At 63.6% G+C, this 23414-nt stretch carries 27 protein-coding genes; 11 read left to right on the top strand and 16 right to left on the bottom strand.

The features are described from left to right. Nucleotides 1-115: 115 nt before the first annotated feature. Nucleotides 116-424, bottom strand: coding sequence for a hypothetical protein (locus M529_RS40240; protein WP_021318878.1), 309 nt, complete (start codon nucleotides 422-424; stop codon nucleotides 116-118). Beyond that, complete coding sequence (gene htpX, locus M529_RS40235; protein ID WP_031295154.1) at nucleotides 424-1356, bottom strand: zinc metalloprotease HtpX; 933 nt, start codon at nucleotides 1354-1356, stop codon at nucleotides 424-426. The genes M529_RS40240 and htpX overlap by 1 nt, the downstream gene beginning before the upstream one ends. 88 nt (nucleotides 1357-1444) lie before the next feature. On the opposite strand from htpX, the gene M529_RS40230 reads away from it, so the two are divergent. Next, nucleotides 1445-1618, top strand: coding sequence for a DUF1674 domain-containing protein (locus tag M529_RS40230; RefSeq protein ID WP_084491219.1), 174 nt, complete (start codon nucleotides 1445-1447; stop codon nucleotides 1616-1618). 63 nt (nucleotides 1619-1681) lie between these two features. Here M529_RS40230 and M529_RS40225 read toward each other — a convergent pair whose 3' ends face one another. Further along, nucleotides 1682-2251, bottom strand: a complete 570-nt coding sequence (locus M529_RS40225; RefSeq protein WP_021318875.1) for a DUF7010 family protein — start codon at nucleotides 2249-2251, stop codon at nucleotides 1682-1684. Nucleotides 2252-2593: 342 nt separating this feature from the next. On the opposite strand from M529_RS40225, the gene M529_RS40220 reads away from it, so the two are divergent. The 6 genes from M529_RS40220 (at nucleotide 2594) to M529_RS40200 (ending at nucleotide 9394) form a co-directional block, all read left to right on the top strand. Further along, complete coding sequence (locus M529_RS40220) at nucleotides 2594-3031, top strand: hypothetical protein (RefSeq protein WP_040601023.1); 438 nt, start codon at nucleotides 2594-2596, stop codon at nucleotides 3029-3031. A 93-nt stretch (nucleotides 3032-3124) separates the two neighbouring features. Further along, entirely contained in the window at nucleotides 3125-4024 is a 900-nt protein-coding gene (locus M529_RS40215; protein ID WP_021318873.1) for a UTP--glucose-1-phosphate uridylyltransferase, read from the top strand. A gap of 266 nt (nucleotides 4025-4290) precedes the next feature. Then, entirely contained in the window at nucleotides 4291-5493 is a 1203-nt protein-coding gene (locus M529_RS40210) for a pyridoxal phosphate-dependent aminotransferase (RefSeq protein ID WP_021318872.1), read from the top strand. Between the two features lie 243 nt (nucleotides 5494-5736). Next, nucleotides 5737-5913, top strand: coding sequence for a hypothetical protein (locus M529_RS50010; RefSeq protein WP_021318871.1), 177 nt, complete (start codon nucleotides 5737-5739; stop codon nucleotides 5911-5913). Beyond that, a complete protein-coding gene (gene msrA, locus M529_RS40205) occupies nucleotides 5900-6571 on the top strand; it encodes a peptide-methionine (S)-S-oxide reductase MsrA (protein ID WP_021318870.1) in 672 nt (223 codons plus the stop codon). The genes M529_RS50010 and msrA overlap by 14 nt, the downstream gene beginning before the upstream one ends. A gap of 243 nt (nucleotides 6572-6814) precedes the next feature. After that, nucleotides 6815-9394: a TonB-dependent receptor gene (locus M529_RS40200; RefSeq protein ID WP_031295152.1), complete on the top strand. Its 2580-nt coding sequence runs from the start codon at nucleotides 6815-6817 to the stop codon at nucleotides 9392-9394. 61 nt (nucleotides 9395-9455) lie between these two features. Here the strand turns inward: M529_RS40200 and M529_RS40195 are convergent, their stop codons facing one another. After that, nucleotides 9456-10358, bottom strand: coding sequence for a sensor histidine kinase (locus M529_RS40195; protein WP_456242876.1), 903 nt, complete (start codon nucleotides 10356-10358; stop codon nucleotides 9456-9458). A 44-nt stretch (nucleotides 10359-10402) separates the two neighbouring features. On the opposite strand from M529_RS40195, the gene M529_RS40190 reads away from it, so the two are divergent. Continuing rightward, nucleotides 10403-11167 (top strand): IS6-like element IS6100 family transposase, encoded by a 765-nt coding sequence (locus tag M529_RS40190; RefSeq protein ID WP_001389365.1) that lies wholly within the window; start codon nucleotides 10403-10405, stop codon nucleotides 11165-11167. Here M529_RS40190 and M529_RS50070 read toward each other — a convergent pair. The 8 genes from M529_RS50070 to M529_RS40150 all read right to left on the bottom strand — a co-directional run bounded on the left by M529_RS50070 (nucleotide 11139) and on the right by M529_RS40150 (nucleotide 15638). Then, complete coding sequence (locus M529_RS50070) at nucleotides 11139-11846, bottom strand: SMODS domain-containing nucleotidyltransferase (RefSeq protein ID WP_021318867.1); 708 nt, start codon at nucleotides 11844-11846, stop codon at nucleotides 11139-11141. The genes M529_RS40190 and M529_RS50070 overlap by 29 nt on opposite strands. A 9-nt stretch (nucleotides 11847-11855) precedes the next feature. Then, nucleotides 11856-12128 carry a hypothetical protein gene (locus tag M529_RS40180; RefSeq protein ID WP_021318866.1) on the bottom strand — a complete coding sequence of 91 codons (273 nt, stop codon included), beginning with the start codon at nucleotides 12126-12128 and terminating at the stop codon, nucleotides 11856-11858. A gap of 193 nt (nucleotides 12129-12321) precedes the next feature. Then, nucleotides 12322-12552 carry a hypothetical protein gene (locus tag M529_RS40175; protein WP_021318865.1) on the bottom strand — a complete coding sequence of 77 codons (231 nt, stop codon included), beginning with the start codon at nucleotides 12550-12552 and terminating at the stop codon, nucleotides 12322-12324. A 47-nt stretch (nucleotides 12553-12599) separates the two neighbouring features. Further along, nucleotides 12600-12953 (bottom strand): DUF488 domain-containing protein, encoded by a 354-nt coding sequence (locus M529_RS40170; protein ID WP_021318864.1) that lies wholly within the window; start codon nucleotides 12951-12953, stop codon nucleotides 12600-12602. After that, nucleotides 12953-13282 (bottom strand): hypothetical protein, encoded by a 330-nt coding sequence (locus M529_RS40165; RefSeq protein ID WP_021318863.1) that lies wholly within the window; start codon nucleotides 13280-13282, stop codon nucleotides 12953-12955. The genes M529_RS40170 and M529_RS40165 overlap by 1 nt, the downstream gene beginning before the upstream one ends. A 77-nt stretch (nucleotides 13283-13359) precedes the next feature. After that, on the bottom strand, nucleotides 13360-13608 hold the full coding sequence (locus tag M529_RS40160) for a hypothetical protein (RefSeq protein WP_015449313.1): 249 nt from the start codon (nucleotides 13606-13608) through the stop codon (nucleotides 13360-13362). Nucleotides 13609-13645: 37 nt separating this feature from the next. Then, nucleotides 13646-14818, bottom strand: a complete 1173-nt coding sequence (gene metB / locus M529_RS40155; RefSeq protein WP_021318862.1) for a cystathionine gamma-synthase — start codon at nucleotides 14816-14818, stop codon at nucleotides 13646-13648. 424 nt (nucleotides 14819-15242) lie between these two features. Further along, a complete protein-coding gene (locus tag M529_RS40150) occupies nucleotides 15243-15638 on the bottom strand; it encodes a MarR family winged helix-turn-helix transcriptional regulator (RefSeq protein WP_015449310.1) in 396 nt (131 codons plus the stop codon). A 94-nt stretch (nucleotides 15639-15732) separates the two neighbouring features. Between M529_RS40150 and M529_RS40145 the strand changes: the two genes are divergently transcribed. From M529_RS40145 to M529_RS0124885, 3 genes are all read left to right on the top strand, one after another. Beyond that, nucleotides 15733-17517 carry a chloride channel protein gene (locus M529_RS40145; protein ID WP_031295149.1) on the top strand — a complete coding sequence of 595 codons (1785 nt, stop codon included), beginning with the start codon at nucleotides 15733-15735 and terminating at the stop codon, nucleotides 17515-17517. Between the two features lie 130 nt (nucleotides 17518-17647). Next, the gene (locus tag M529_RS40140; RefSeq protein ID WP_021318860.1) at nucleotides 17648-18028 is read left to right on the top strand and encodes a response regulator; all 381 of its coding nucleotides are present in this window, start codon (nucleotides 17648-17650) and stop codon (nucleotides 18026-18028) included. Between the two features lie 146 nt (nucleotides 18029-18174). Beyond that, nucleotides 18175-18558: a hypothetical protein gene (locus M529_RS0124885; RefSeq protein WP_021318859.1), complete on the top strand. Its 384-nt coding sequence runs from the start codon at nucleotides 18175-18177 to the stop codon at nucleotides 18556-18558. Between the two features lie 132 nt (nucleotides 18559-18690). Here M529_RS0124885 and M529_RS40135 read toward each other — a convergent pair whose 3' ends face one another. Genes M529_RS40135 through M529_RS40120 form a run of 4 tightly spaced genes read right to left on the bottom strand, consistent with a single transcriptional unit; the run spans nucleotide 18691 to nucleotide 23291 of the window. Beyond that, nucleotides 18691-20100 carry an efflux transporter outer membrane subunit gene (locus M529_RS40135; protein WP_015449302.1) on the bottom strand — a complete coding sequence of 470 codons (1410 nt, stop codon included), beginning with the start codon at nucleotides 20098-20100 and terminating at the stop codon, nucleotides 18691-18693. Next, nucleotides 20094-20993, bottom strand: coding sequence for an efflux RND transporter periplasmic adaptor subunit (locus tag M529_RS40130; RefSeq protein WP_020820547.1), 900 nt, complete (start codon nucleotides 20991-20993; stop codon nucleotides 20094-20096). Before M529_RS40130 ends, M529_RS40135 begins: the two co-directional genes overlap by 7 nt. A gap of 1 nt (nucleotide 20994) precedes the next feature. Next, the gene (locus tag M529_RS40125; RefSeq protein WP_020820546.1) at nucleotides 20995-21219 is read right to left on the bottom strand and encodes a DUF1656 domain-containing protein; all 225 of its coding nucleotides are present in this window, start codon (nucleotides 21217-21219) and stop codon (nucleotides 20995-20997) included. Beyond that, on the bottom strand, nucleotides 21216-23291 hold the full coding sequence (locus tag M529_RS40120; RefSeq protein ID WP_025160579.1) for an FUSC family protein: 2076 nt from the start codon (nucleotides 23289-23291) through the stop codon (nucleotides 21216-21218). Before M529_RS40120 ends, M529_RS40125 begins: the two co-directional genes overlap by 4 nt. Between the last annotated feature and the right edge of the window lie 123 nt (nucleotides 23292-23414).

Here is a 23414-nt window from a genome sequence, read left to right as displayed (position 1 = left end):
GCAGGCGCAGCGCCGCGCGGCGGGCGGGCAGGCCGGGTATGTCTTCGGACCGGGGGGAGGGGCGGGGCATCAGGGCCCCCTACGCGCTTTGGCTCGCGCGGTCATCCCCGAACCCTCACAGGAAGGGCGTGACCGCGAGGCCAAGGATCAGGAACAAAGCTATCCAGCTGCCGATACCCACCCAGAGTGCCCACCAGTCGGCCGGGCGGGGTCGGGGGTGCGTGCCGACGGGAATCGTGCGCAAGGAAGATGGAATCCGTTTGCGGCCGAGGGTCGCGGCGGCGATCACCCTGCGTCCGACGCCATGGAAGAATCGCGCGGTGTGGCGGGAAAACACATGCTCGACGGTCAGGTCGACGACGAGGCCGCCCGCCTGACGGACGATGAATCCGACCGCCTCCCCGACAGCGTCGTCGATCGGCATCAGCGCCGATGCGGGTCGAGCGCGCTGGCGCGGCGGCGGGGTTGCGGAGCTGGGGACAGCGCCGAGGCGCGAGGCGGCGCGGCGATGGCAGGCCCGCCCATCTCCGCGGCCATGTCCTCCAGCGCGGCGATGCGCTTTTCGGTCGCGGGATGGGTGGAGAACAGTTCGCTCACATGGACCGGGACGATGTAGAGCTGGGCGGCGGCGGGGTTGCGCTCCGCCACCGGATTGGGGATCCGCCCGGCCTGGCCGGAGATCTTCGCGAGCGCCGACGCCAGCGCGCGCGGGTTGCCGCTGATTTCCGCGCCGGCCGCGTCCGCGCCATATTCGCGTGTGCGGCTGATGGCCATCTGCACGATCATCGCCGCGAAGGGCGCGACGATCACCGCGAGCAGCCCGGCGATCAGATTACCATGGCCATTGCCTTCCTCATGGCCGCCGCGGAAGAACAGGCCGAAATTGGCGAGCATCGAAATCGCGCCGGCGATCGTCGCCACCATCGTCATGATGAGGGTGTCGCGGTTGCGGACATGGCCGAGCTCATGCGCCATCACGCCTGCCACCTCCTCGCGGCTCAGCATGGAAAGGAGGCCGGTGGTCGCCGCGACCGCCGCATGCTGCGGATCGCGGCCGGTGGCGAAAGCATTGGGGTGCGGCTCGTCGATCAGATAGACGCGCGGCATCGGCAGCCCCGCCCTGCCGGCCAGCTCCCGCACCAGGCCATAGAAGTCGGGCGCGCTCTGCGCGTCGACCTCGCGCGCATGGTGCATCGACAGGACGATGCGGTCGGCGTTCCAGAAGGTGAAGAGGTTCATCCCCGCCGCCACGATCAGCGCGATCAGCGCGCCGCCGGTGCCGCCCAGCGTATAGCCCAGCGCCATGAACAGCGCCGTCAGCGCCGCCAGCAGCATGACCGTTCGGAAACCACTCACTTGCCTATTGCTCCTTTGCCGCCCAGATAACACGGTGAAGCTGAATATGGGGTGGCCGCGCGCGCCCCGCAACGAGGGAAGCATCGGCATGGGAACCTATGAAGGCAAGCGCCCGGCGCATGTGAAGCCGCCCGCCCACCTGTCCAAGAGCCCGCCGGTGCCGCAGCCCGACCCGATCGACAATCCGACGCCGCATGAGGAGGAGATGAGCCCGGTCCGCTACGGCGACTGGGAGCGCAAGGGGCTGGCGATCGACTTCTAGCGCGCATGAACGGCTCCGGACGATCGGCGGATGCCCCCGATCGCGGTCGTCTTGCGGATATGCTCAGGGTCTGAGCGGATCGACCTTCAGGCCAAGCCGAGCCTGCCAGTCAACCCTGCGTAGCTGGAACAGGGAGATGCCGTAGGCGAGCGCGATGCCGATGCTGACCGCGCCCATCCTGTTGCCCGGAAACAGATGCCAGGCGGTCAGCACGAAGACGATCCGCATCGCCAGGTGCACGAGGCCCAGCGGATGGCCGATGGTCCAGGAAAACACGACCCAATGGAGCGCGAAGCCGATGCCGACGCTGAGAGGAAACAGCGCCGGCGCATGGATCCAGATAGGGATGTGAATGGCCCAGGTCGCGAGCGCCATGATCCGCGCCATGGCCGACAGGCGCAGGAGCGGATTTTCGGGCGGCGTACTCATATCCTCGCCCCGCAGGCGTCCGACAAGGAGGCCAAGGGGCATGATCGCCCAGAAGCACAGGGCAAGCACTAGGTTGTGGAACGGCGCTGCAATCGCGAGGCTCAGAAGCGCGGCCGTCGAATAGACGATCAGGCCGGTGATCGGAAGCGCGAGCGATCCCCTGCGCCGCACGATAAAATCCACACGCATTTCGTCGAACGTCATCGCCCTGTCTCCCGCTTTTCGGCCTCAGCCGATCTTCTCGGAGGATCGGAAGCCGGATAGCCCGCGGCAGTCGACGCTATCGTCGTTCGTTTTGCAATGCCGCCTTTCCATTCCGTTCCCCTCGTTCGATCCTGTTCGCATAGCCCAGCGGGAGTCGGCTGCGCCTGCGGCCTAACCGGCTGGAACAATTCGGCTCACCGACGATTTCGCACATTAGCCGTTGGCCTGTGCCCTCGCTGCGTGCGAGCGCGGCGGCGGCTCTGGTCTTCGTTCCCGTCCGCAGGCAGTACCGGGGCAAGGAGATGTTCGGGCGAGGGTGTAGAGTTGGTTCCTGAAGTCAACGTGAAGGCTGTTTCTGATTACGCGCCGGAAGATGCGGCGCTGCTGTGCGCGGTGGGACGGCTGGTATGCGCCTGGACGATGCTGGAACAGAGCCTGGAAGCCAAGATCGCGATGATGCGCGAGGCGATGGGCGACGTGCGCACCATCGGCACGCGTACCCGGCCCACCATGGCCAAGCTGATGACGGAACTGCGCACGATGGTGGCGATGCGCGACCGTCGCAACGCCAGCGGCTTGACCGAGATCGCCACGCTGGAACGCGACATGCAGCGGATCGACCGGTTTCGCGCGCTGATCATCGGCGGGTTCCAGGAGCCGGCGCCCGGCGGCTTCACCGTGCGCGACGGGCGCAACAACCAGCAGCATGTGTCGCTGGAACAGCTGGACGCCGAAATCGGCGCGCTGGAACTGATCGCGCAGCGCCTGCTTGCCCTCTGACAGTAATTGTGCGGCGCGGCATCGTTCCGCTTGACCGCCATGACCTTTCCCAGCGATTAAACACTGGTCGCGCTTCAGCGAGAATGGAGTCCCATGTCCCATAAGCCGATACGCAAAGCCGTCTTCCCCGTTGCCGGTCTCGGCACGCGCTTCCTGCCCGCCACCAAGGCGGTGCCCAAGGAACTGCTGCCCGTGGTCGACCGGCCGCTGATCCAATATGCCGTCGACGAGGCGCGGGAGGCGGGGATCGAGCAGATGATCTTCGTCACCGGCCGCGGCAAGGGCGCGATCGAGGACTATTTCGACATCGCCTATGAGACCGAGGCCACCCAGCGCGAGCGCGGCAAGGACCTGGGCGCGCTGGAGGGCACGCGGCTGATGCCGGGCAATGCGGTGTTCCTGCGCCAGCAGGAGCCGCTGGGCCTGGGCCACGCCATCTGGTGCGCGCGCGACATCGTGGGCGACGAACCCTTCGCCATCCTGCTGCCCGACGAGTTCATGAAGGGCGCGCCGGGCCGCGGCTGCCTGAAGCAGATGGTCGACGCCTATGAGAAGGTCGGCGGCAATCTGGTCTGCGCGCTGGAGGTGCCGATGGAGGACACGCCGAGCTATGGCGTGATCGACCCGGGCGCACGCGACGGCGCGCTGACCGAGGTGAAGGGACTGGTCGAGAAGCCGAAGCTGGGCACTGCGCCGTCCAACCTGATCCTGCCGGGCCGCTACATCCTGCAGCCCGAGGTGATGAAGATCCTGGAGACGCAGGAAAAGGGTGCGGGCGGCGAGATCCAGCTGACCGACGCCATGGCCTCCATGATCGGCACGCAACCCTTCCACGGCGTCACCTTCGACGGGCGCCGGTTCGATTGCGGGTCCAAGGCCGGTTATATCGAGGCCAATCTGGCGCTGGCGCTGGAGCGGGCCGACATGGGCGCCCATATCCGCCGGTTCGCGATCGACGAACTGGGCATCCAGGACGTGGCGGTCGCCGCGTAGGACCGGTCCTCCACCTTATCCTGTCATGCATCGGGCTCCTGCGGAAGCAGGAGCCCGGAGTGGGCGAGCGTGACCTGACCCTGGGCTTCTGCTTTCGCAGGAGCACGTCCGATTTTGCTGCGGAGCACGCTGGGACCGGCCGCCATCCCGAACGAACAGTGCCAGTTCTTCGCCAACGGACGGTTGCCCCTCCGTCCGTTGCGCACTAAGGGACGCCGCGTCCGCTTCCGTTGCGGGCGAGGGGATTCTTCAGAAAGATTGTTGCCATGAGCCAGACTTCCGCAGCCCTGGGGCGTATCCAGCCTTCCGCCACGCTGGCGATGAGCGCGCGCGTGAACGCGCTGAAGGCCGAGGGCGTGGACGTCATCGGCCTGTCGGCGGGCGAGCCGGACTTCGACACGCCCGACTTCGTCAAGGAAGCCGGCATCGCCGCGATCCGCAACAACCTGACCCGCTATACCGATGTCGACGGCACCGCCGGGCTGAAGGACGCGGTGGCGTTCAAGTTCAAGCGCGACAACGGGCTGGAGTACAAGCGCAGCCAGATCAGCGTGAATTCGGGCGGCAAGCACACGCTGTTCAACGCGCTGGTGGCGACGGTCGATGCGGGCGACGAGGTGATCATCCCGGCGCCCTATTGGGTGAGCTATCCCGACATCGTGAACTTCGCCGGCGGCACGCCGGTGTTCATCGAGGCGCCCGCGTCGCAGCGCTACAAGATCACCCCCGCGCAGCTGGACGCCGCGATCACGCCGCGCACCAAATGGGTGATGCTGAATTCGCCGTCCAACCCCAGCGGCGCGGCCTATTCGGCCGAGGAGCTGAAGGCGCTGGGCGAGGTGCTGCGCCGCCACCCGCATGTCCTGGTCATGACCGACGACATGTACGAGCATGTCTGGTACGCGCCCACGCCCTTCGCCACGATCGCGCAGGTGTGCCCGGATCTCTATGATCGCACGCTGACGGTGAACGGCTGCTCCAAGGCCTTTTCCATGACCGGCTGGCGCATCGGCTTTGCCGGCGGACCGGAATGGATCATCAAGGCTATGGGCAAGCTGCAGTCGCAGTCGACCAGCAACCCCTGCTCGATCAGCCAGGCGGCGGCCATGGCCGCGCTGACCGGCGACCAGGATTTCCTGGAGGAGCGCAACGCCGCCTTCCGCAAGCGCCGCGACATGGTGGTCGCGATGCTGAACGATGCGCCGGGGCTGGATTGCCCGACGCCCGAGGGCGCCTTCTATGTCTATCCGGACGCGAGCGGCCTGATCGGCAAGACGACGCCCAAGGGCGCGGTGATCGACAGCGACGAGGCGCTGATCGGCTATTTCCTGGACGAGGCGCGTGTCGCGGCGGTCCATGGCGCCGCCTTCGGCCTGTCGCCGGCCTTCCGCATCAGCTATGCGACGTCCGACGAAGTGCTGAAGAAGGCCTGCACCCGCATCCAGGAAGCCTGCGCTGCGCTGAAATAGGCCCCGCGCGGGAAAAGGGCGGCAAACGGAAACGGTTCTTTTCCTTCCGCACCGTCTTGCCAACAGCGTCGCGCGGGCTATATCCCGTTGCGAACCGAAACGGGTTTTCCTTGTCATTGATCGCTCCTTCGCGGGCGTTCGTCGAATGGGCCTGCGCGCAGCGGAACCATTCATGCAGGGGCAAGCCCGCATTGACTAACTGCCCCGTCACGAGGGCCGAATATGGTAGAAAGGCGGAAAGCCATGCTGGCATTCCTGAAGTCCGAGCTGTTCCTGCGCTTCCTGGGCGGTTTCGCCCTGGGTGCTGTCGGTGTGTTCGCTCTGCATGCGGGCGACGAAGCAGCCCTTACCACTTCGGCCTATGCGGCGCAGGCTTCGGCGCCTGCCGCTCCCGCTGTCGTCGACCGTGCGGCGCTCTGACGGCATCCTCCTAACTTTCCTGGCGGCGCTGGCCGTCGCCTCGCCTGCGCGCGCGGAACGCGTGGTGCAGGCCCCCGCCCCGGCCGTCGACGCCGCGCCCACCCGCAAGCTCGAGACGGCGGTGTTCGCCGGCGGCTGTTACTGGGGCGTGGAGGGAGTCTTCTCCCATGTGAAGGGCGTGCATCTCGCCGTGTCCGGCTTCGCCGGCGGTCCGCGCGGGCGCCAGGTGGACTATGAGCGGGTCAGCGAGGGCGACACCGGCTTTGCCGAGTCCGTGCGGGTCACCTATGATCCCAAGGTGGTGAGCTACGGCACGCTGCTGCGCGTCTTCTTCTCGGTGGTCGCCGATCCGACGACGCTCAATTACCAGGGGCCTGACCGCGGCACCCAATATCGCAGCGCGCTCTTCCCGCTCAACGCGGAGCAGGCGAAGGCGGCCGACGCCTATCTCGCCCAACTGGGAAAGAGCGGCCTGTGGCGCGAGCCCATCGTGACGAAGGTCGAGCGCTTCACGGGATTCCAGGACACCGCGCCCGATCACCAGGATTTCATGCGCAAGAACCCGCGCCATCCCTATATCCTGCGCTGGGACGTACCGAAGGTGGCAGCGCTGAAGGCCATGTACCCGGCGCTCTATCAGGACAAGCCGTCCGCCTGAATCTACTGCTCGTTCGTTCCCACGAAGCCTGCGCGTAGGCGAGCAGGCAATGCCAGCGCGACGGGCGTTAATCGATCGCTGTCATGCGCGCCCTGAGCGCCTTCCCCCGACCCGATTTATGGCAGCGCGCTTCACGCGAATGACATCATTATGTCATCCAAATCGAATCAAACCGCCATGCCGTACCGCTAACCAGCCCGCCGCGCGCATCCCGCGCTCATAAGGTTTGGGGAACACGGCAGAATGATGGGAATTGGATCGACGGCGAAGACCGTCCGCTGGGCAATGCTGGCCGGCACCGCGCTTGCGCTGTGTTCGGCGGTACCCGCGATGGCGCGCGAAGACGCTGCGGCGGGCGAGGCGGCGGCGGCCGAGGCGGTCGTCGACAGCGGATCGATCATCGTCACCGGCGCCAAGACCACCCGGTCCGCCACCGCCATCTCCGGCGGGGAGATCCAGAAGATCCTGCCCGGCGTCGCGCCGCTGAAGGCGATCCAGACGCTGCCCGGCGTCCTTTATATCACGGCCGATCCCTGGGGGAACAACGAGCAGAACGCGCAGATCTTCGTCCATGGCTTCGCCGGCAACCAGCTCGGCTACACGATGGACGGCATTCCGCTGGGCGACCAGAGCTACGGCAATTATAACGGCCTGTCCCCGCAGCGCGCGGTCATTTCCGAAAATGTCGGCCGGATCGTCGTGGCGACCGGCGCCGGCGACCTGGCGACCCCTTCCAACAGCAACCTCGGCGGCACGATCGAGACCTTCTCGTCCGACCCGACGCAGCAATTCGGCGTGCGCGCCGCCCAGACCGTGGGCAGCTACGACACGTCGCGCACCTATCTGCGCATCGATAGCGGGGACATTGGCGGCGGCAATTCGGCCTATATCTCCGGCGCGCGCCAGCGGGCGCGGGCGTGGGACTTCAACGGCATCCAGAAGGGCTGGCAGGCGAACGCGAAGTTCGTGCATGACGACGCGGCGGGCAAGCTGACCCTGTATTTCGACTATAACGACATGACGCAGCCCAACGAGGATGCGACGGTCTTCTTCAAGCCCTCCGCGGGCGGCACCGCCACCCCGGTCCAGCTCTACACCCCCTATACCAAGCCCTTCTTCTATCCCGGCTTCGACGCGTACCGGACCAGCTATCTGACGGCGCTGGGCAATTCCCCCGCCGCGGAGGGCAACAACTATCGCAACTATTATTCGGATGCGCAGCGCACCGACTATCTCGCCTATGCCCGCTATGACGCGCGCCTGTCCGACCGGATCACCTGGTCCACCACCGGCTATTATCACCATAATGACGGCGTCGGCGTGGTTGCCGGCCCACTCGGCCAGTCCATCACGACGGCGCAGCCCTATCTCGACCCCAATTACGCCAGCCTGCCCGCCAACTGCCGGTTCGGCAGCAACGCGAACGGCATCCGTCCCTCCGCCTGCACGGCGCTGACCGACGCCCAGGCGGCTGCGGCGGGCGCGGCGCTGGTCGCCGCGACCGGAGGATCGGGCATGATCACCCGCACCACCGAATATCGCATCGATCGCGAGGGCGTGATTTCGGCGGTCAGCCTGGATCTGGGCGATCACAAGGTCGAGCTTGGCGGCTGGTTCGAACATAACAGCACCACCCAGTGGCGCCGCTGGTACGCGGTTCCCCTGTCCGATCCGTCGCTCAGCACGCCCTATGTGCGTCCCCGCGAAGTGATGGAGCCGCTGTTCACCCAATATCAGGGCGAGGCGCGGATCAACCAGCTGCAGCTGCATATCCAGGACACCTGGCGGCTGACGGACCGGCTGCTCGTCCAGGGCGGCTTCAAGACCAGCGCGCAATGGGCGGATGGACGCTTCCCGGTGCAGCCGCGGCTCGGATCGCTGGGCGGGACGACCGCCCTGCCGGAGGGCAAGATCAACACGAAGAACTGGTTCCTGCCGGCGATCGGCGCGACCTATGACTTCAACGGCCACGAACAGCTCTATTTCAACGTCCAGAAGAACCTGCGGCAGTATCAGGCCTATCTGGCCGGCGGCGGCGGGCCATGGTTCACCGGCAGCCAGGCGGCGTTCGATGCCTTTGCCGACGAGGGCAAGCCCGAAACCAGCTGGACCTATGAAGCCGGCCTTCGCACCAACCGCAGCTTCGGCAACGGCGTGACGCTGCAGGCGCAGGTGAACTATTATCATGTCGACTTCAGCAACCGGCTTCTGGCCATCCCCACCAATCCGGGCGGCATCGCCGGCAGCGGCATCACGGGCGGTACGTCCACCTTGGTCAATGTCGGCGACGTGAAGACCGACGGCGTCGATGCCGCCGCCACGCTGCGGTTCGGCACCCTCTTCTCGCTCTACAACGCGATCTCCTACAACCTGTCCAAATATCAGAACGACTATACGTCGACCGCGCTGGGCATCGGCGCCGCGACCGACAGCTGCATCGGCGGCTATCTGGTCACCGGCGGCGTCGTGCCGACCTGCGGCAAGCAGCTGCCCGGCACGCCCAAGTGGATGAACAAGACGGTGGCGACGCTGAACCTGGGTCCGGTGGAGGTGCAGGCGACCGGTGACTATGTCGGCCGCCGCTTCGCCACCTTCACCAATGACGCCAGCGTCTCCTCCTACTTCCTGACCTCGCTGCGCATCGCCGCGCGGGTTCCAGACAATGTCCTGCCGCTGCAGAAGGTCGAGCTTGCGCTGAACGTGACCAACCTGACCGACAAGAAGGGCGTATCGACGCTGTCGATCGGTTCTGCCACGAACAGCTGGTCGGCCTATCCGATCGCGCCGCGCCAGTGGTTCCTGACGCTGTCGGCCGCCTATTGATCGTGATCCGCGCTGTCCGGAGGGGCGGGCCCGCCCCGCCTCTCCGCGACGGGGGAAGGCTTCAGCCTTCGATCGGCAGGATCATGCGGCAGACCACGCCATCGGGCGCGAAGGTGATGCTGGCGCCAGTGTTGCCGCCGCGCTTGAGACTGCGGGCGATGAGCGTCTGCCCGAAACCGCGATGCGACGGTTCGGCGACGGGCGGACCGCCGGATTCGGACCAGACCACTTCGAACAGCCTGTCGTCTCTCAGACTGCCCTCGACCGTCACGATCCCGCTCTCCCGCGACAGGGCGCCATATTTGACCGCGTTGGTGGCGAGCTCATGGACCACCAGTCCGAAGGCGATCCCCACGTCGGGCGATACCGACCGATCCATGTTCCGGAGCAGCAGGCGCGGCCCCGTGCTCGATACATAGGGCGCCAGCTCGGTCTGGATGACGGTCGGCAGGTTGAGGCCGCCCCAGGAGGCATCGACCAGCAGGTCGTGCGTTGCGGCGAGGGCCTGGATGCGGCTGGTGAAACGGGTGCGGAAATCGGCCAGGTCGGCGGAACCCGCAATCGTCCGGCCGCTGATGGAGAGCACCATCGCAAGGGTGTTCTTCACGCGATGATCCAGCTCCCGCATCAACAGGGCCTGGCGTTTTTCGATCGCCTTGCGCTCGGTCAGGTCGATGAGCGTGATGACGCACCCGCCGATCTGTTCGCCCGCGAGGCGCAGCGGCGCGACGCTGACCAGCAAATCCTTGGGCGGATCAGTGAAGTTCGCCGAGGCCTCCAGCCCCTTCACGGCATGGCCGTCATTGGCCAAGGCCACGAGATCGTCGGGGTGCATGATCGCGCTGCCGATCGGGAAATCGAGCGGGAAGGCATCCTCGAACCGCTTGCCGATCGGATCGGTGTCGATGATCCCGGCGACCGCCGCATTGGCGTTGATCACTCGGCTGGGCTCTGTTGCAAAAATCGTGAAGCTTGAGCATGCTTGGCGGAGATTGGACGGACGGAACGATGACGGATTTCAAGTGGCGCCATTTCCAGGGTGATGTGATCCTGTGGGCGGTGCGCTGGTATTGTCGCTATCCGATCAGCTATCGCGACCTTGAGGAAATGCTGGCGGAACGCGGCATTTCGGTCGACCATACGACGATCTATCGCTGGGTCCAGTGCTACGCCCCGGAGATGGAGAAGCGGCTGCGCTGGTTCTGGCGGCGTGGCTTTGATCCGAGCTGGCGCCTGGATGAAACCTACGTCAAGGTGCGGGGCAAGTGGACCTACCTGTACCGGGCAGTCGACAAGCGGGGCGACACGATCGATTTCTACCTGTCGCCGACCCGCAGCGCCAAGGCAGCGAAGCGGTTCCTGGGCAAGGCCCTGCGAGGCCTGAAGCACTGGGAAAAGCCTGCCACGCTCAATACCGACAAAGCGCCGAGCTATGGTGCAGCGATCACCGAATTGAAGCGCGAAGGAAAGCTGGACCGGGAGACGGCCCACCGGCAGGTGAAGTATCTCAATAACGTGATCGAGGCCGATCACGGAAAGCTCAAGATACTGATCAAGCCGGTGCGCGGTTTCAAATCGATCCCCACGGCCTATGCCACGATCAAGGGATTCGAAGTCATGCGAGCCCTGCGCAAAGGACAGGCTCGCCCCTGGTGCCTGCAGCCCGGCATCAGGGGCGAGGTGCGCCTTGTGGAGAGAGCTTTTGGCATTGGGCCCTCGGCGCTGACGGAGGCCATGGGCATGCTCAACCACCATTTCGCAGCAGCCGCCTGATCGGCGCAGAGCGACAGCCTACCTCTGACTGCCGCCAATCTTTGCAACAGAGCCCCTTATCATACCAGTAGATCTGCATGCCCAACAGCGTCGTGAGCAAAACCGAGGGGCACGTGAACGTGGTCTTGATGTCCCGGAGATACTTCATCAACCGCGTCACTTTGCGGAAGCTGTTTGATCCCGACAGCGCGTTGCGCTCACGCAGCCAAGCTGTGAATTCGACCGGTTCGCTCGCATCGAAGCGGTCGGCAGCACGATTGCAGACTTCCAAGCTTCCGTCATATTTCCGCGATCGAACCAGCGGAGCAATATCCACCTTGCGCTCGCCGGGATAGGTAATGGTGACGCAATAATCCCAGGTTTTGGCCTTGGAGCCATAAACGGAGCTGTCAGCGAATGCCTTTCCCAGCTTTGCGACATAGTCCTTCGCGCTCCAGCCATCGACGGGATCGACGACGACCAGCAGGTCGGCATCGAACTCGCCGCCATCAACCGGCTTGATAATGGTGTCGTGCGCCCACGAACCCTGCTCTTCAAATCCACGGACACGGGGAGACCATTCACATTGGCGGATGAAGTTCCTGATCGCTTCCACGTTGGATTCAAGCAGGTCGATGCGAGTCTGATTGAGGTTGACCGTGTCTTTGAGAAACGACGTGAATTGAGAAACCAGCTTCATGATATCGCCTCAGGCCGCCAGAGCGATGGTCGTGCGCTCCGCACGATTGAAGGCGAAGCCTACCGGTGTGACCGCGCGCGTCCGGAAAAATGCGACCGTATCCGCGTCGAGTTCGACGCGATCCAGAGGGCCGAGCAGCCAGCTCTCCCCATAGATTTCCAGCCAAACCTCTAAGTTGCGTGTCGCCAACCCACCGAGTGCGAGAATATCCTCGGCAGACACAGACGAATGATTGGTCGCCCGCAGGCAGCCATCGATATCGATGATATGGTGGCCGATCACGGTCCTGTTTACGCATTTCATCCTATCGTCTCCGATTCGGTTGTCACACCGTTACAATCGGCGATGAGGATGACAAAAACGGACACCCATGCTCACAATAAGGAAATCGCCGTTCGCAGGGCCACGAAGCCAGGTATCCGTCTGTCCGTGCGGACGACTTGGGAACTACGTGAATTCAGGACCGGCGCTGCGCTCAGGCGAAACTGGCGAGGCGACCTGAAGCGTCGATCTCGATCGCGCCACGCCAGGCGCCAGGCACCGCAGCCAGATCTTCTGAACAGTGATCGGTGACGATCAGCTTGGTCCAGAACAGGCATATTGGCGCGGTGACCGGTTTGCCCCAGCCCGCAAGGTCGATACGGGCCTTGACCTCGATCCGGATGCCTCGCAGCCGCTTCGCGCCGTCAGTTGCCCCTCGCCACATGACGTTTCCTATGCGTTCGCCCTTAGCGAACAGATACGTCACGTTCGTTACCTCACCCCTGCAAGAAACTCCGCCAGGACAGCGGCATGGTTCACCACAGGATCGCGTGCTGCGTAAAGAAGCGTGATGTCCTGCCTTTTTGCGAGGGCGAGCAGCTGCCCAACCACCTCAGTGTTGTGGGTCAACTCGTCACGGTATTTTTGCCGAAAGGCGTCGAAACGCGCGGGATCGTGAGCGAACCATCCTCGCAGGTCCGGGCTGGGTGCGATGTCCTTGAGCCACAGATCGAGAGCCGCGGCCTGGCGAGAGACCCCTCTCGGCCACAACCGATCGACAAGCACGCGACAGCCATCGTCTGGTGCGAGAGGCGCATAGATCCGCTTGATCTGTATCTTGCCCATCAACTGCCTTTCCTGGCTTTGTGTCCGACCCAGGCCGGAGGATCGCTTGCCGGGAAAGATTCGATCGAAGCCTCATCGATCTCATCGATGAGTTTGCCGCTTGCCAACACTTCACGCACTTGGCGCGTGATTTCCAGCTTAAGGCCAGCCAGGATCGAAGCGCTGCGACTGTCATTGGCCGACGTCACGCAGCCGCAGAAGCGTTCGAGCACGACCTCTTCGACAAGCAGATCAAGCGGTCGATCCTCGACGCGGTGACGTTCGGCGATGCGCCGCGCGGCGGCGGCGACCGCTTCGGGATTGATTGGATCATCATATTCATGCGTCATCGGCCCGCTCCGTATTCGCCTAAACCAAAGCCATCCTGGCCGCAGCGATCAGAACATCGAGCCTCAATCCCGACTACTCATCGCGCCAGATTGAACAAGGTCAGCATACCGCCAATCGCGATACCGAAGACCATCATCATGACACCGGCGATCCGCAGAATATAGGTCAGCGGATCCTCATCCTCATTTCCCGCTCGCAACCGGCTTGCGGGCGGTTTCGGGCGTCCGATAGCTCGCCTGAAGCTGGCCTGCCGGAACGCCATGTTGAAACCGAGCAGCACAAGAAGCAGTCCGAAAAAATCCACGAGCCATACATAACCGGGCACATTTCTCTCCTGAAGTTTCCAGGATTGCCGCGCGCGTTCATCCCGCGCATGCCGCCAATCCCTGATCGAGGCCGGCGATCAGATCTTGTTCGGCTTCGAGGCCAATCGAAAGCCGTAGCAGGCTGTCGCTGATGTCCGCTCTTGAGCGCGCCTCCTCGCCCATATCGGCATGGGTCATGGTCGCCGGATGCGCGACCAGGCTCTCGATCCCACCCAGCGATTCCGCGAGCGTGAAATAGCCGACCGCAGCGACAAACCGCCGAACCGCTTCCACCCCTCCTGCGAGTTCAAAGCTCAACATCGCCCCGAAACCGCGCTGCTGGCGTGAGGCGATCCGGTGGCCGGGATGGGCGACGAGACCTGGATAGTGGACTTGGGACACCGCCGTATGTCGGTCGAGATATTGCGCGACGATCATCGCGTTGCGCTGCTGCTGCTCCATCCGGGCAAATAGCGTGCGAAGGCCCCGTAAGGTTAGCCAGGCATCAAACGGCGCGCCTGTGCTCCCCACGACATTTGCCCAATTACGCAAATCATCGACCTGCACCGGATCAGCCGCGACAACTGCGCCGCCGATCACGTCGGAATGGCCGTTGAGATATTTGGTCGTGGAATGGATGACATAGTCCGCGCCCAGCGCGATCGGTTGCTGGATAGCCGGTGAAAGAAACGTGTTATCGACGGCAACCGCAGCCCCCGCCGAGCGCGATTTTGCGGCAAGCTCTGCGATATCGACGACCCGCATCAAGGGATTGCTCGGCGTCTCGATAAGCACCAGTGCCGGAATGTCCTCCAGCGCGGCGGCAAAGGCGCTCTCGTCCCCCTGATCAACGAACCGGACGACGCAATGCCCTCGGTTCGCGCGCGCCTTCAACAGGCGCATCGTACCGCCGTAGCAATCATGCGGTGCGAGGATAAGATCGCCCGGCCCCATTCTCCCGACGAGAAGATCGAGCGCGGCCATTCCGCTCGCCGTGATGACCGCGCCTGCGCCACCTTCAAGCTTCGCCAGTGCCTGCCCGAGAAGATCGCGGGTGGGATTACCCGCCCGACCATAGTCATAGGAGCGCGGTTGATCGTAGCCGGCAAACTCATATGTGCTCGAAAGATAAAGCGGCGGAGCGACAGCTCCAAAGGCCACATCGCTGGCAACGCCGTGCGCGGCGGCGACTGTCTGAAGGCGAGATGCCTGATCTTTGGGTTCAGTCATTGAAGCAACGCCCCTCTGTTACTTGAAGTACGATGCCAGATCGGCTGAGTGGCCAGTTTGCGGCCCAAATATTTTGTAAGTGACCGGCCTGACCGAACTTCGGAAAGACGCCGGCTGCGGCAGGGGGGGCCGCGAGCCGGCGTCTAACCTGGTGAAGTAGCCGCTAAACCGAGACGCCTGCGCCGCCTTCCGGCGATGCGGCCACATCCTGCACCGATCGCCATACTCCGTCTGCGTCATGCACTTATCCTCGGTTTCTGGCTCCCTTCCCGCGCTCCGGCCTGCTTTCGCAGGATCCTCTCCGGGCGCTGTTGTCGTGAAGCAACTTCACTCTGCAGATCGCGTTGTGCCGGTTAGAATACCATAAGACAAATGAATGTTATTTCTGTTTCAATGCATCATAATTGCATTAAATGCTGCTTGCTCATCCCAATTGTTCGAAAATGCCGGTGAAGACCGGCCGCAAGCGCTGAATTTCCTCGCGATGGACAGCCGACAGGGCGTCGAGCAAGGCATAAGCCTTGGGGGTAAGGCGTAGCAGCGCCCGCCTGCGATCGGTAGCAGCCGCCTCGCGCGTAATAAGCGCCAAGGCTTCGAGGCGATTGATCAGGCCCGTGGCGCTATGCGGCTTTAATATCAGACGTTCAGCGACATGGCCGACGGTGGCTTCATCCGGCGGACAGCCCCGGATCGCGAGGAGAGCCTGGTGCTGTTGCGGCGTCAGCCCGACTTCGATGGCCTTTTCCTCGCTGAACGCCTGGAAGCGGCGAATGGCGTGGCGAAATGAGGCCAGCGCCACATAGTCGGCATCCCCCAGCAATTTATCCTTTTGCCTCAATTGATCCTCACTGATTGAAATACATCGCAATGCGATATAATGGGCTCGAGCTACTTTTGCAGGATAATATCGATTCATGTCGCTGACACCCCCACGTTCCGTTGAAGGCCACCAACTCGCCGACCATAGTGTCGATCGCCGCATGGTCATGCTGGCGGTCATGGCCGTCGTGGTCGGGACGGGCGGTGCCTTCGGCGCATGGGTGCTGGTCAAACTCATTGCGATTGCCACCAATCTCTTCTGGTTCGGTCGACTCTCCGCCGATCACTCCGTGATAACCGACGCATCGGTGGGCTGGCTGGTGGTCGTGATTCCGATCATCGGCAGCCTTATCGTGGGTCTGATGGCGCGTTTCGGATCGGACAAGATTCGCGGCCATGGCATTCCCGAGGCGATCGAAACGATCCTCTTCGGCGAGAGCCGACTGTCGCTCAAGGTGGCGCTGCTCAAACCCCTGTCCTCAGCGATCTCGATCGGCAGTGGCGGACCCTTCGGCGCGGAAGGACCGATCATCATGACGGGCGGGGCCATTGGTTCGCTGTTCGCCCAATGCTTCCATCTCAGCGCGGCCGAGCGCAAGACGCTCCTCGTGGCCGGTGCGGCAGCCGGCATGACCGCCATCTTCGGTACGCCGCTCGCGGCGATCTTGCTGGCCGTCGAAGTGCTCCTGTTCGAGTGGAAACCGCGCAGCTTCGTCCCCGTCCTCGTTGCAGCACTTGTTTCCTTCGCCTGGCGTCCGCTTCTGCTCGGATCGGGACCGATGTTTCCAATGGCGGCGATGGCTCCGCACGAAAGCTGGGCCCTGCTCGCTTCCGGCGGGATCGGCCTCGTCGTCGGTCTTGAAGCCGCTCTACTATCGACATCCCTCTACCGTATCGAGGATCTCTTCCATCGCCTGCCATTCCACTGGATGTGGTGGCCGGCGATCGGTGCGGTGGTCGTTGGTCTGGGTGGTCTCATCGATGCACATGTGCTTGGCGCCGGTTATGCGAGCATCGAGGCTCTCCTCAATGGCTCGTTATCGCTCCGGGTCGTTGCTGCGCTCCTCGTCGTGAAGGCCATCGTCTGGTTGGTCGCGCTGGGGTCGGGCACGTCTGGCGGCGTTCTTGCCCCGCTCCTCATCCTGGGCGGCGCAGCCGGCTTCCTGCTCGGGCAGTTCCTGCCCGGCGATCCGGGGTTCTGGGCCATGATCGGCATGGCGGGAATCATGAGCGGCGCGATGCGTGCGCCGATGACCGGCGCGATCTTCGCGGTCGAACTCACCGGGCACTTCAGCGCCATCCCATGCACGATCGCGGCTGCGGGCGGCGCCTATGCCATCAGCGTGCTGCTGATGCGGCGATCGATCCTCACCGAGAAAATCGCGCGGCGCGGACGGCATATCCTGCAGGAATATACGGTCGATCCGCTCGACCTCATCCAGGCCGGTCAGATCATGACGCGCGATCCGGCGACCCTACCGGGCACGATGACCGTGGAGGCGGCGGTATCCTTCTTCGCAACCAAAGCCGTGCATCGCAGCTATCCGGTGACCGACCCGCAAGGAAGATTGCTGGGTCTCGTCTCTCGCACCGATGCCCTGCGCTGGCAGGGCGAGCGCGACGACGATCAAACGCCGCTCATCGACGCCATCTCGGACGCAGCACAGCCCGTTGCCTATCCCGATACGCCCACCGGCGTCGTCGCCGATCTCATCGTCGAATCCGGCATCGGTCGCATTCCGATCATCGAGCCCGGAACCAGGCGCGTGCTCGGCATCCTTTCGCGCCAGGATCTGCTCAAGACCCGCAGCGCAAACCGCCATGCCGAACTTGGTCGCTCACGCCATCTCGGAACAAAACTCCAACCACGCACGCAGTAGAACGGCCTAGGATCGGTCGGTTACGACGTGCAAGGACGGGACCGGGGAACCAACCCGCACCTATTTTCGTTCGTATTGCGATACAAACTCCTGCCGCGGCATCGGAAAAGGAGGAACGGGGGGACGTCGCATGTCGGACGCCAAGGTGCTGCTGCTGGTTGAGGACGAGCGGCTTATCCTGTGGACGCTGCAGGAGATGCTAGAATTCGGCGGATACGTGGTCATCGCCGCGACCTGTGGGGTGGATGCCATCACTATTCTCGATAGCCGTCATCCTGAAATCGCCGGAGTGGTCACCGATGTGAGGCTTGGGGTGGGTCCCAACGGATGGGAGGTATCGTGGCGCGCCCGAGAACTGCAACCGGATATTCCTGTGGTGTATGCATCAGGAGATAGCGCCGCAGAATGGCCGCTTTATGGTGTTCCCAAAAGTATCATGGTTCCCAAGCCATACGGAACGTCGCAAATGCTGACGGCGATCTCGTCCATTTTTATATCGTCGACGCCCTGAGCGTCTCGTCACCAGTCTTTACAAACGACCTGCGTTTTCGAGATCGAGAGAGCTGAGAAGCGCGGCGGCATCACAACAGATTTCTTGATGGAAAACTTCAATATCTTGCGGTTTTGCGTTGGCTCGATCCCGCTAGAAGGCACAATATGTGTAAACCTCTTCTCGCGCTCGTCGCGCTGCTTTTGATCCCGTCTGAACTCGAGGCGAAGGACGAGGCAAAGCCGTCGTTGCAATTCACCGTTCTCGAAGACGACTATCAGTGGAACAATGACATCGAGAAGGCACGCACCACTCTTGCCCGGGAGATTCCGCCAGGCACGTCCTTCTGGAGCGCGCTCGACGTCCTTGAAGAGGCTGGCGCGCATTGCACGGGCGATCGGCAAGATCCCGAGATCGCGCGTTGTGTCTATTCCGACTGGATGATGGTGCATGACTACTACCGAGCCAATTTTTACTGGACGGCGGTCGTCCACCTCGACGATGGCAAGGTGGGGAGCCTCACGCTCGACCGCACCGTCGAGGAGAAATGAGCGGGAACCGGGTTCGGCATCACCGAATTTGTACTGCGGTCGTCGGTCAGCGAATCCTGGAAGGCTGCGCGCACGCGCCAGCAGCAAACGTGGCAGCCCAGGTTCTGACGGCAGAGGAAATCACATCGCGTTTCAGTTGGTCCATCCTCCGCCAAGTGTGAGGAACAGCGTAATCTGATCGTCATTGATCGCCGCGCGCGCCTCGGCCGCCGCCTGATCCGCCGCGATCCGATCACGTTCAGCCTCGAGCGCGGGCAACGCGGCGATCTTGCCTCCACGCCGCAACTGACTTATCCGCATCGCTGCTCGCATGGCATCTTCGGATGCACGATCCAGGCTTTCCTGCTGCTCAAGCCCAGCTTGATAATTGGTCAGCGCCGTCTCAACCTCTCGCAACGCCTTGATCACCGCGCCGTCAAACGCGGCGAGGTCGCCGCGACTTTGGGCCTCAGTTGCCACAATGCGGGCGCGAACGGCATGTCGGTTGAGCGTCCAACTGATCAGCGGCCCGAGACCAAAACGGTTGGTAAGCGGTGACAGGAAATCGGCGGCAGCCCCCGTGGAGCCGATCGATGCCCCCAGGCGGATGTCTGGATAGAGATCCGCCGTGGCGACGCCGATCCGCGCCGTCGCCGCGGCGAGCCGGCGCTCGGCCATGCGGATGTCGGGCCGACGCTTGAGCAGCGCGGCACCGTCGCCAACGGGGATCATGCGTGTCAGCGCAAGCGGGGCATGGCACGCCAACAGGCCGGGGTCCGCGTCGCTCGGCATGCGACCGGCCAGCGCTGTGGCACGGAAAAGGGCGTTGCGTTGGCGCGCCACCAATTGTGGGAGCCGGGCCTGGCTCGCTTCGAGCAACGCTTGTCGCCGGTCCAGTTCATAGGGTGCCGCGCGTCCATGCGACACCATGATCCGGGTTAATCGAACACTTTGCTCTAGGACAGCAATCGCACGACCCAACACATCGCGCTGATAGCCCGCGTTACAGATGTCGGCATAGGCGCGCGCCGTCTCGGCCGCGACGGTCACACGCACCAGATCGCGCGCCGCCACGGCAGCGTCGGCATCGGCACTTGCTGCCTCGATCCCGCGCTTTATTCCGCCGAACAGATCGAGATCATAGCTGGCCCCGATGCCCATATTGTAGATTTGCCGCGTCGGCGGCTTTACATGGCTCAACTCGGCTTCCGCCGAGCGCTGGGCCCAGCTTGTTTCGGCGTTCGCGCTGCCCTGAATTTCCCGGCCCGCATTGCGCTGGTCGAGCAAGGCCAGACTGCGTTCGAGATTGGCCTCGGCCACTCGCAGATCCGTATTGGCGGCGAATGCCTGTTCGATCAGCCGGTCGAGGGTCGGGTTCTCGTAGAGCCGCCACCAATGATCGGGCAGCGGTTCCTGCGTCGTGGCCGCGCCTATCGACTGAAACGCGCCTTGCGCCGCAGGTGCCTTCACCATCGCGGCGTCAGGCACATGATAATCGGGTCCGACCACCGTGCAGCCGCCCAGCGCGGCTGCAGCCGCCAGCACCAGCGCGCGCCTTACCATGGCAGGCTCCGGTGTACTCTGCGCCCATCATCGCGCGGATGAACGACAACCGTGGCCGTCTGGCCCGGAATCATCCGTACATTAGGCGGTATTCTATCAATCGTGACACGCACGGGAATGCGCTGCGCGAGGCGAACCCAGGTGAAGGACGGGTTTACATTAGCCAGTTGCCCGTCGGTTCCGGCCCGCTCGCGATCCTCGACACCGCCCGCAATGCTCTGAACATGCCCCTCGATCTCGTCAGCAACGCCCATCAGGTAGATGCTTGCACGGTCGCCGACGCGGATCGCCGGCAATTTTGTTTCCTCAAAATAACCTTCCACCCGGAGCGAGTGGTCATAGACGAGCGCTAACGCGGCTTTGCCGGCCGTCAGATAGACCCCGGGCTGGAGCGACATGTTGGACACGGTCCCGTCCACCGGTGCACGCACGATGGTTCGTTCCAGATTGAAGCGAGCCAGGTCGCGCGCTGCCACCGCCTGACCAATCGTCGCCCGCAGTCCTTCGACCCGCGCCGTGCCTTGTTCGATCACTTCAGCAGCGATCACTTCGGGCATGGCCCGGTTGCGCCGATCCTCACGGACAGCTTGCGCGAGCGCGGTGCGCTGGCTTGCCACGTTGGCCTCGGCCTGTTCCAGCGCAAGCCGGTAGCGCGGACGGTCGATGATGAAGAGTATCTCGCCCTTTCGGACCTTCTGATTGTCGGCGACCTTCACCTCGGTGACGAGCCCACTGACATCGGCGGCCACCGGCACCATGTCCGCGCGCACCTTGCCATCGCGCGTGACCGGCTCGACCTGATAGCGCAGCCACAGTGCATATATCCCCCCCAGAACTACGAGTATGACGAGGAGCGTGGCGAGCGATCGCAGGAGATTTTGTCGGTGCAACATGTCAAGACGCGACCCATCGGTAGAGGAAACTATCGGCGAGCGCGCTCAGGCCCCACCACAGCAGAATGAAGAGAGCGAGCTCGAGCAGGCTTGGGTGCCAGAGCAGTCGATAGCCCGGCAGGCGCTGCAGGAGCCCGCGCACAATATAGACGAGCACCGCGGCCAGCACGCCCCAGGCGAGCGCCGCCGGCATATAAACGCCGAGCACATTGATCTCCTCGATCATGCGCTTTCCCCAGCTCTTGATGAAACGATATGGGGCGCAGCGGCAGTCGGGAAGAGATTGCAGCGCATCCCTACCAGCGCCCGCAAGGCAGGCCGGCGATGCTCATCGAGCGGCAGGCTGAGAAGCGCTTCCAAGGCCCGGTCGATCGGATCGAGCAAGCCGGGCGGCGGAGCATCCGCATGGCCATGGCGCCAGCGATCCCCATAAAACACCGCCAGCACGGCAAGTACCGCGCCCAGGCGGTGCCGCACGTTATGCGGGACATGAGACAGCGCCCGGCGGATCGGAATGATGTTGCGGCCGATCCTGAGGTCCGCCAGACCGTCAGCGGCACGGAGTCTATCGCCGGCGGGTGCCACCGCCATGCGTGCAGCCACCTGCCCGAGCCGATCGACCGCTCTTGCCGTCCAGCGGTCCGGACGGAACGGCCGACGAATGTCCGCAAGTAGGGCCAGTTCACCCCAGTTCGCGCGCAGGATACGCCGGGCGGTCCACAGGACATTGGCCGATCGGAACATGCGGGTGACGGCAAGCGTCGCTACAATTCCACCCAGCTGGGCCAACCCCGTGTTGATGAACAGTGCAAAATCCGCCTGAAAACGCGCGAGAAAGCCCATGGCGACGATGAAGCAGGAGAACATCGGCAATGCCTGCGGCGAACGTGCGGGATCGGCCTGGATATAGCCCATCCACAGCAAGGCTGGCGCCAGGGTGACGATCAGCATTTCATAGCCATCGACCCGGGGCAGGATCACGAAAAGATAGAGGGCCGCCAACGGAAAGGTCTTGAGCGTCGCCACGAGATAGCGACCGATCACCGGCGCGGGATCGTCCTGTGCGGCAAAAGAACAGGTAATGAGCGCGGCAAAGGCCGCGGTCGCCGATCCATTAGGCCAGGCGAGCAGGATCCAGACGGCGCAATAGAGCCCGATTGCCGTGGCGGTCGCCAGGCCCGCGAGCGCAGCGACGCCATGATCGCGGGCAAGCGAAAAGGATTCTGCGGCAAGAATTTTAGCGCTGGGCCGACCCGGTGACCCGATCCTGTCCGCCAGCCTTCGACTCGCGGCCAATGCGGTCAGGAACTCGGCGATGCGGATGCAGGCGCTCGCGGTCAGCAGGCCGTTCCAGTCGCCGCGCGCCTCAGCGGCAGCCGCCAGCGCCTCGCACCGCCGCACCAGCGATCCCACCCGGTGCAGCTCGCTTTGCTCATCATCCAGCCAGTCGGTGACGTCGGCCAGCAAAGCTTCGAGCTCCGGGGGGAGATCGCCAGCTTCGCGAAGACGGTCGAGCCGGTTCGCCGCAGCCGAGGCAAGTGGCAGGACGGTGGCGAGCTGCTGTTGCAAGGCCGTAACCCGTCGCCGGGTCGCGGGAGCCCAGCGCTGATCGAACGGCAAATGGACCGCGATCATGCCGAGTTCGGTGACGTCCGCCGCCAGTGCGCGGCGATGCGCGTCCTCGAGACGGGTATGTTGACTGCCAAGCGCCTCTGCGGTCCAGCGGCGGGCGTGACCCAAAAAAGATTGGACACGGGCGCGAATAGCCGGCGTCGCGCTCCAGGGTTGGAGCAGCGCATGAACCGCCGTCACGCACAGGATAGCAACCGTCATCTCCTGCACCCGCGCGGCCGTGGTTTCGAAAATATTCCCCGGATCATCGAGATAGGGAAAGCTGATCACCGCTGAGCTGAACGCCGCCATCTGGAACAGGAAAGCACGCGGGGTGCGATCAAGAACCGCAAGATAGATGCAGAAACCTGTCCAGGCCGCGAGGCACAAGACCAGAAGTTCGGGCGAGTTCTGCAAGTTGGGAACGAGCAGGATCGTGACAGCGGCACCGGTTAGTATGCCGCCCAGACGGTAGAGAACCTTGGGCCGAAAGGCACCGGCCATGGGTTGAGCGGTAACGTATACCGTCAACAGAGCCCACCAGGGGCGCGGCAAACTGGCTGAGAAGGCTATGGCCAACGTAGCGGCTGCCGCCAGCAAGCTGCTGAGCGAAAAGAGCAGCTTCTGGGGGTCAACCACCAAGGGAGAGGCTGGCAGGCGTTTCCCGCCTGCAAACGCAACAAGCATCACTGACAACCATGACAAACGGGATTGTCACGATCGACAGCGACCGTGGTCATTACCTCCCATGGATATGAGAAAGCCCTTTAACCGAGCCAGCACCCTAAACCGTAAATCAAAATATTAATG

It is taken from the genome of Sphingobium ummariense RL-3 (genome assembly GCF_000447205.1).
GTDB lineage: Bacteria > Pseudomonadota > Alphaproteobacteria > Sphingomonadales > Sphingomonadaceae > Sphingobium > Sphingobium ummariense.
The sequence above is the reverse complement of the archived record's forward strand: the minus strand, read 5'-3'. Positions and strand labels throughout refer to the sequence as shown.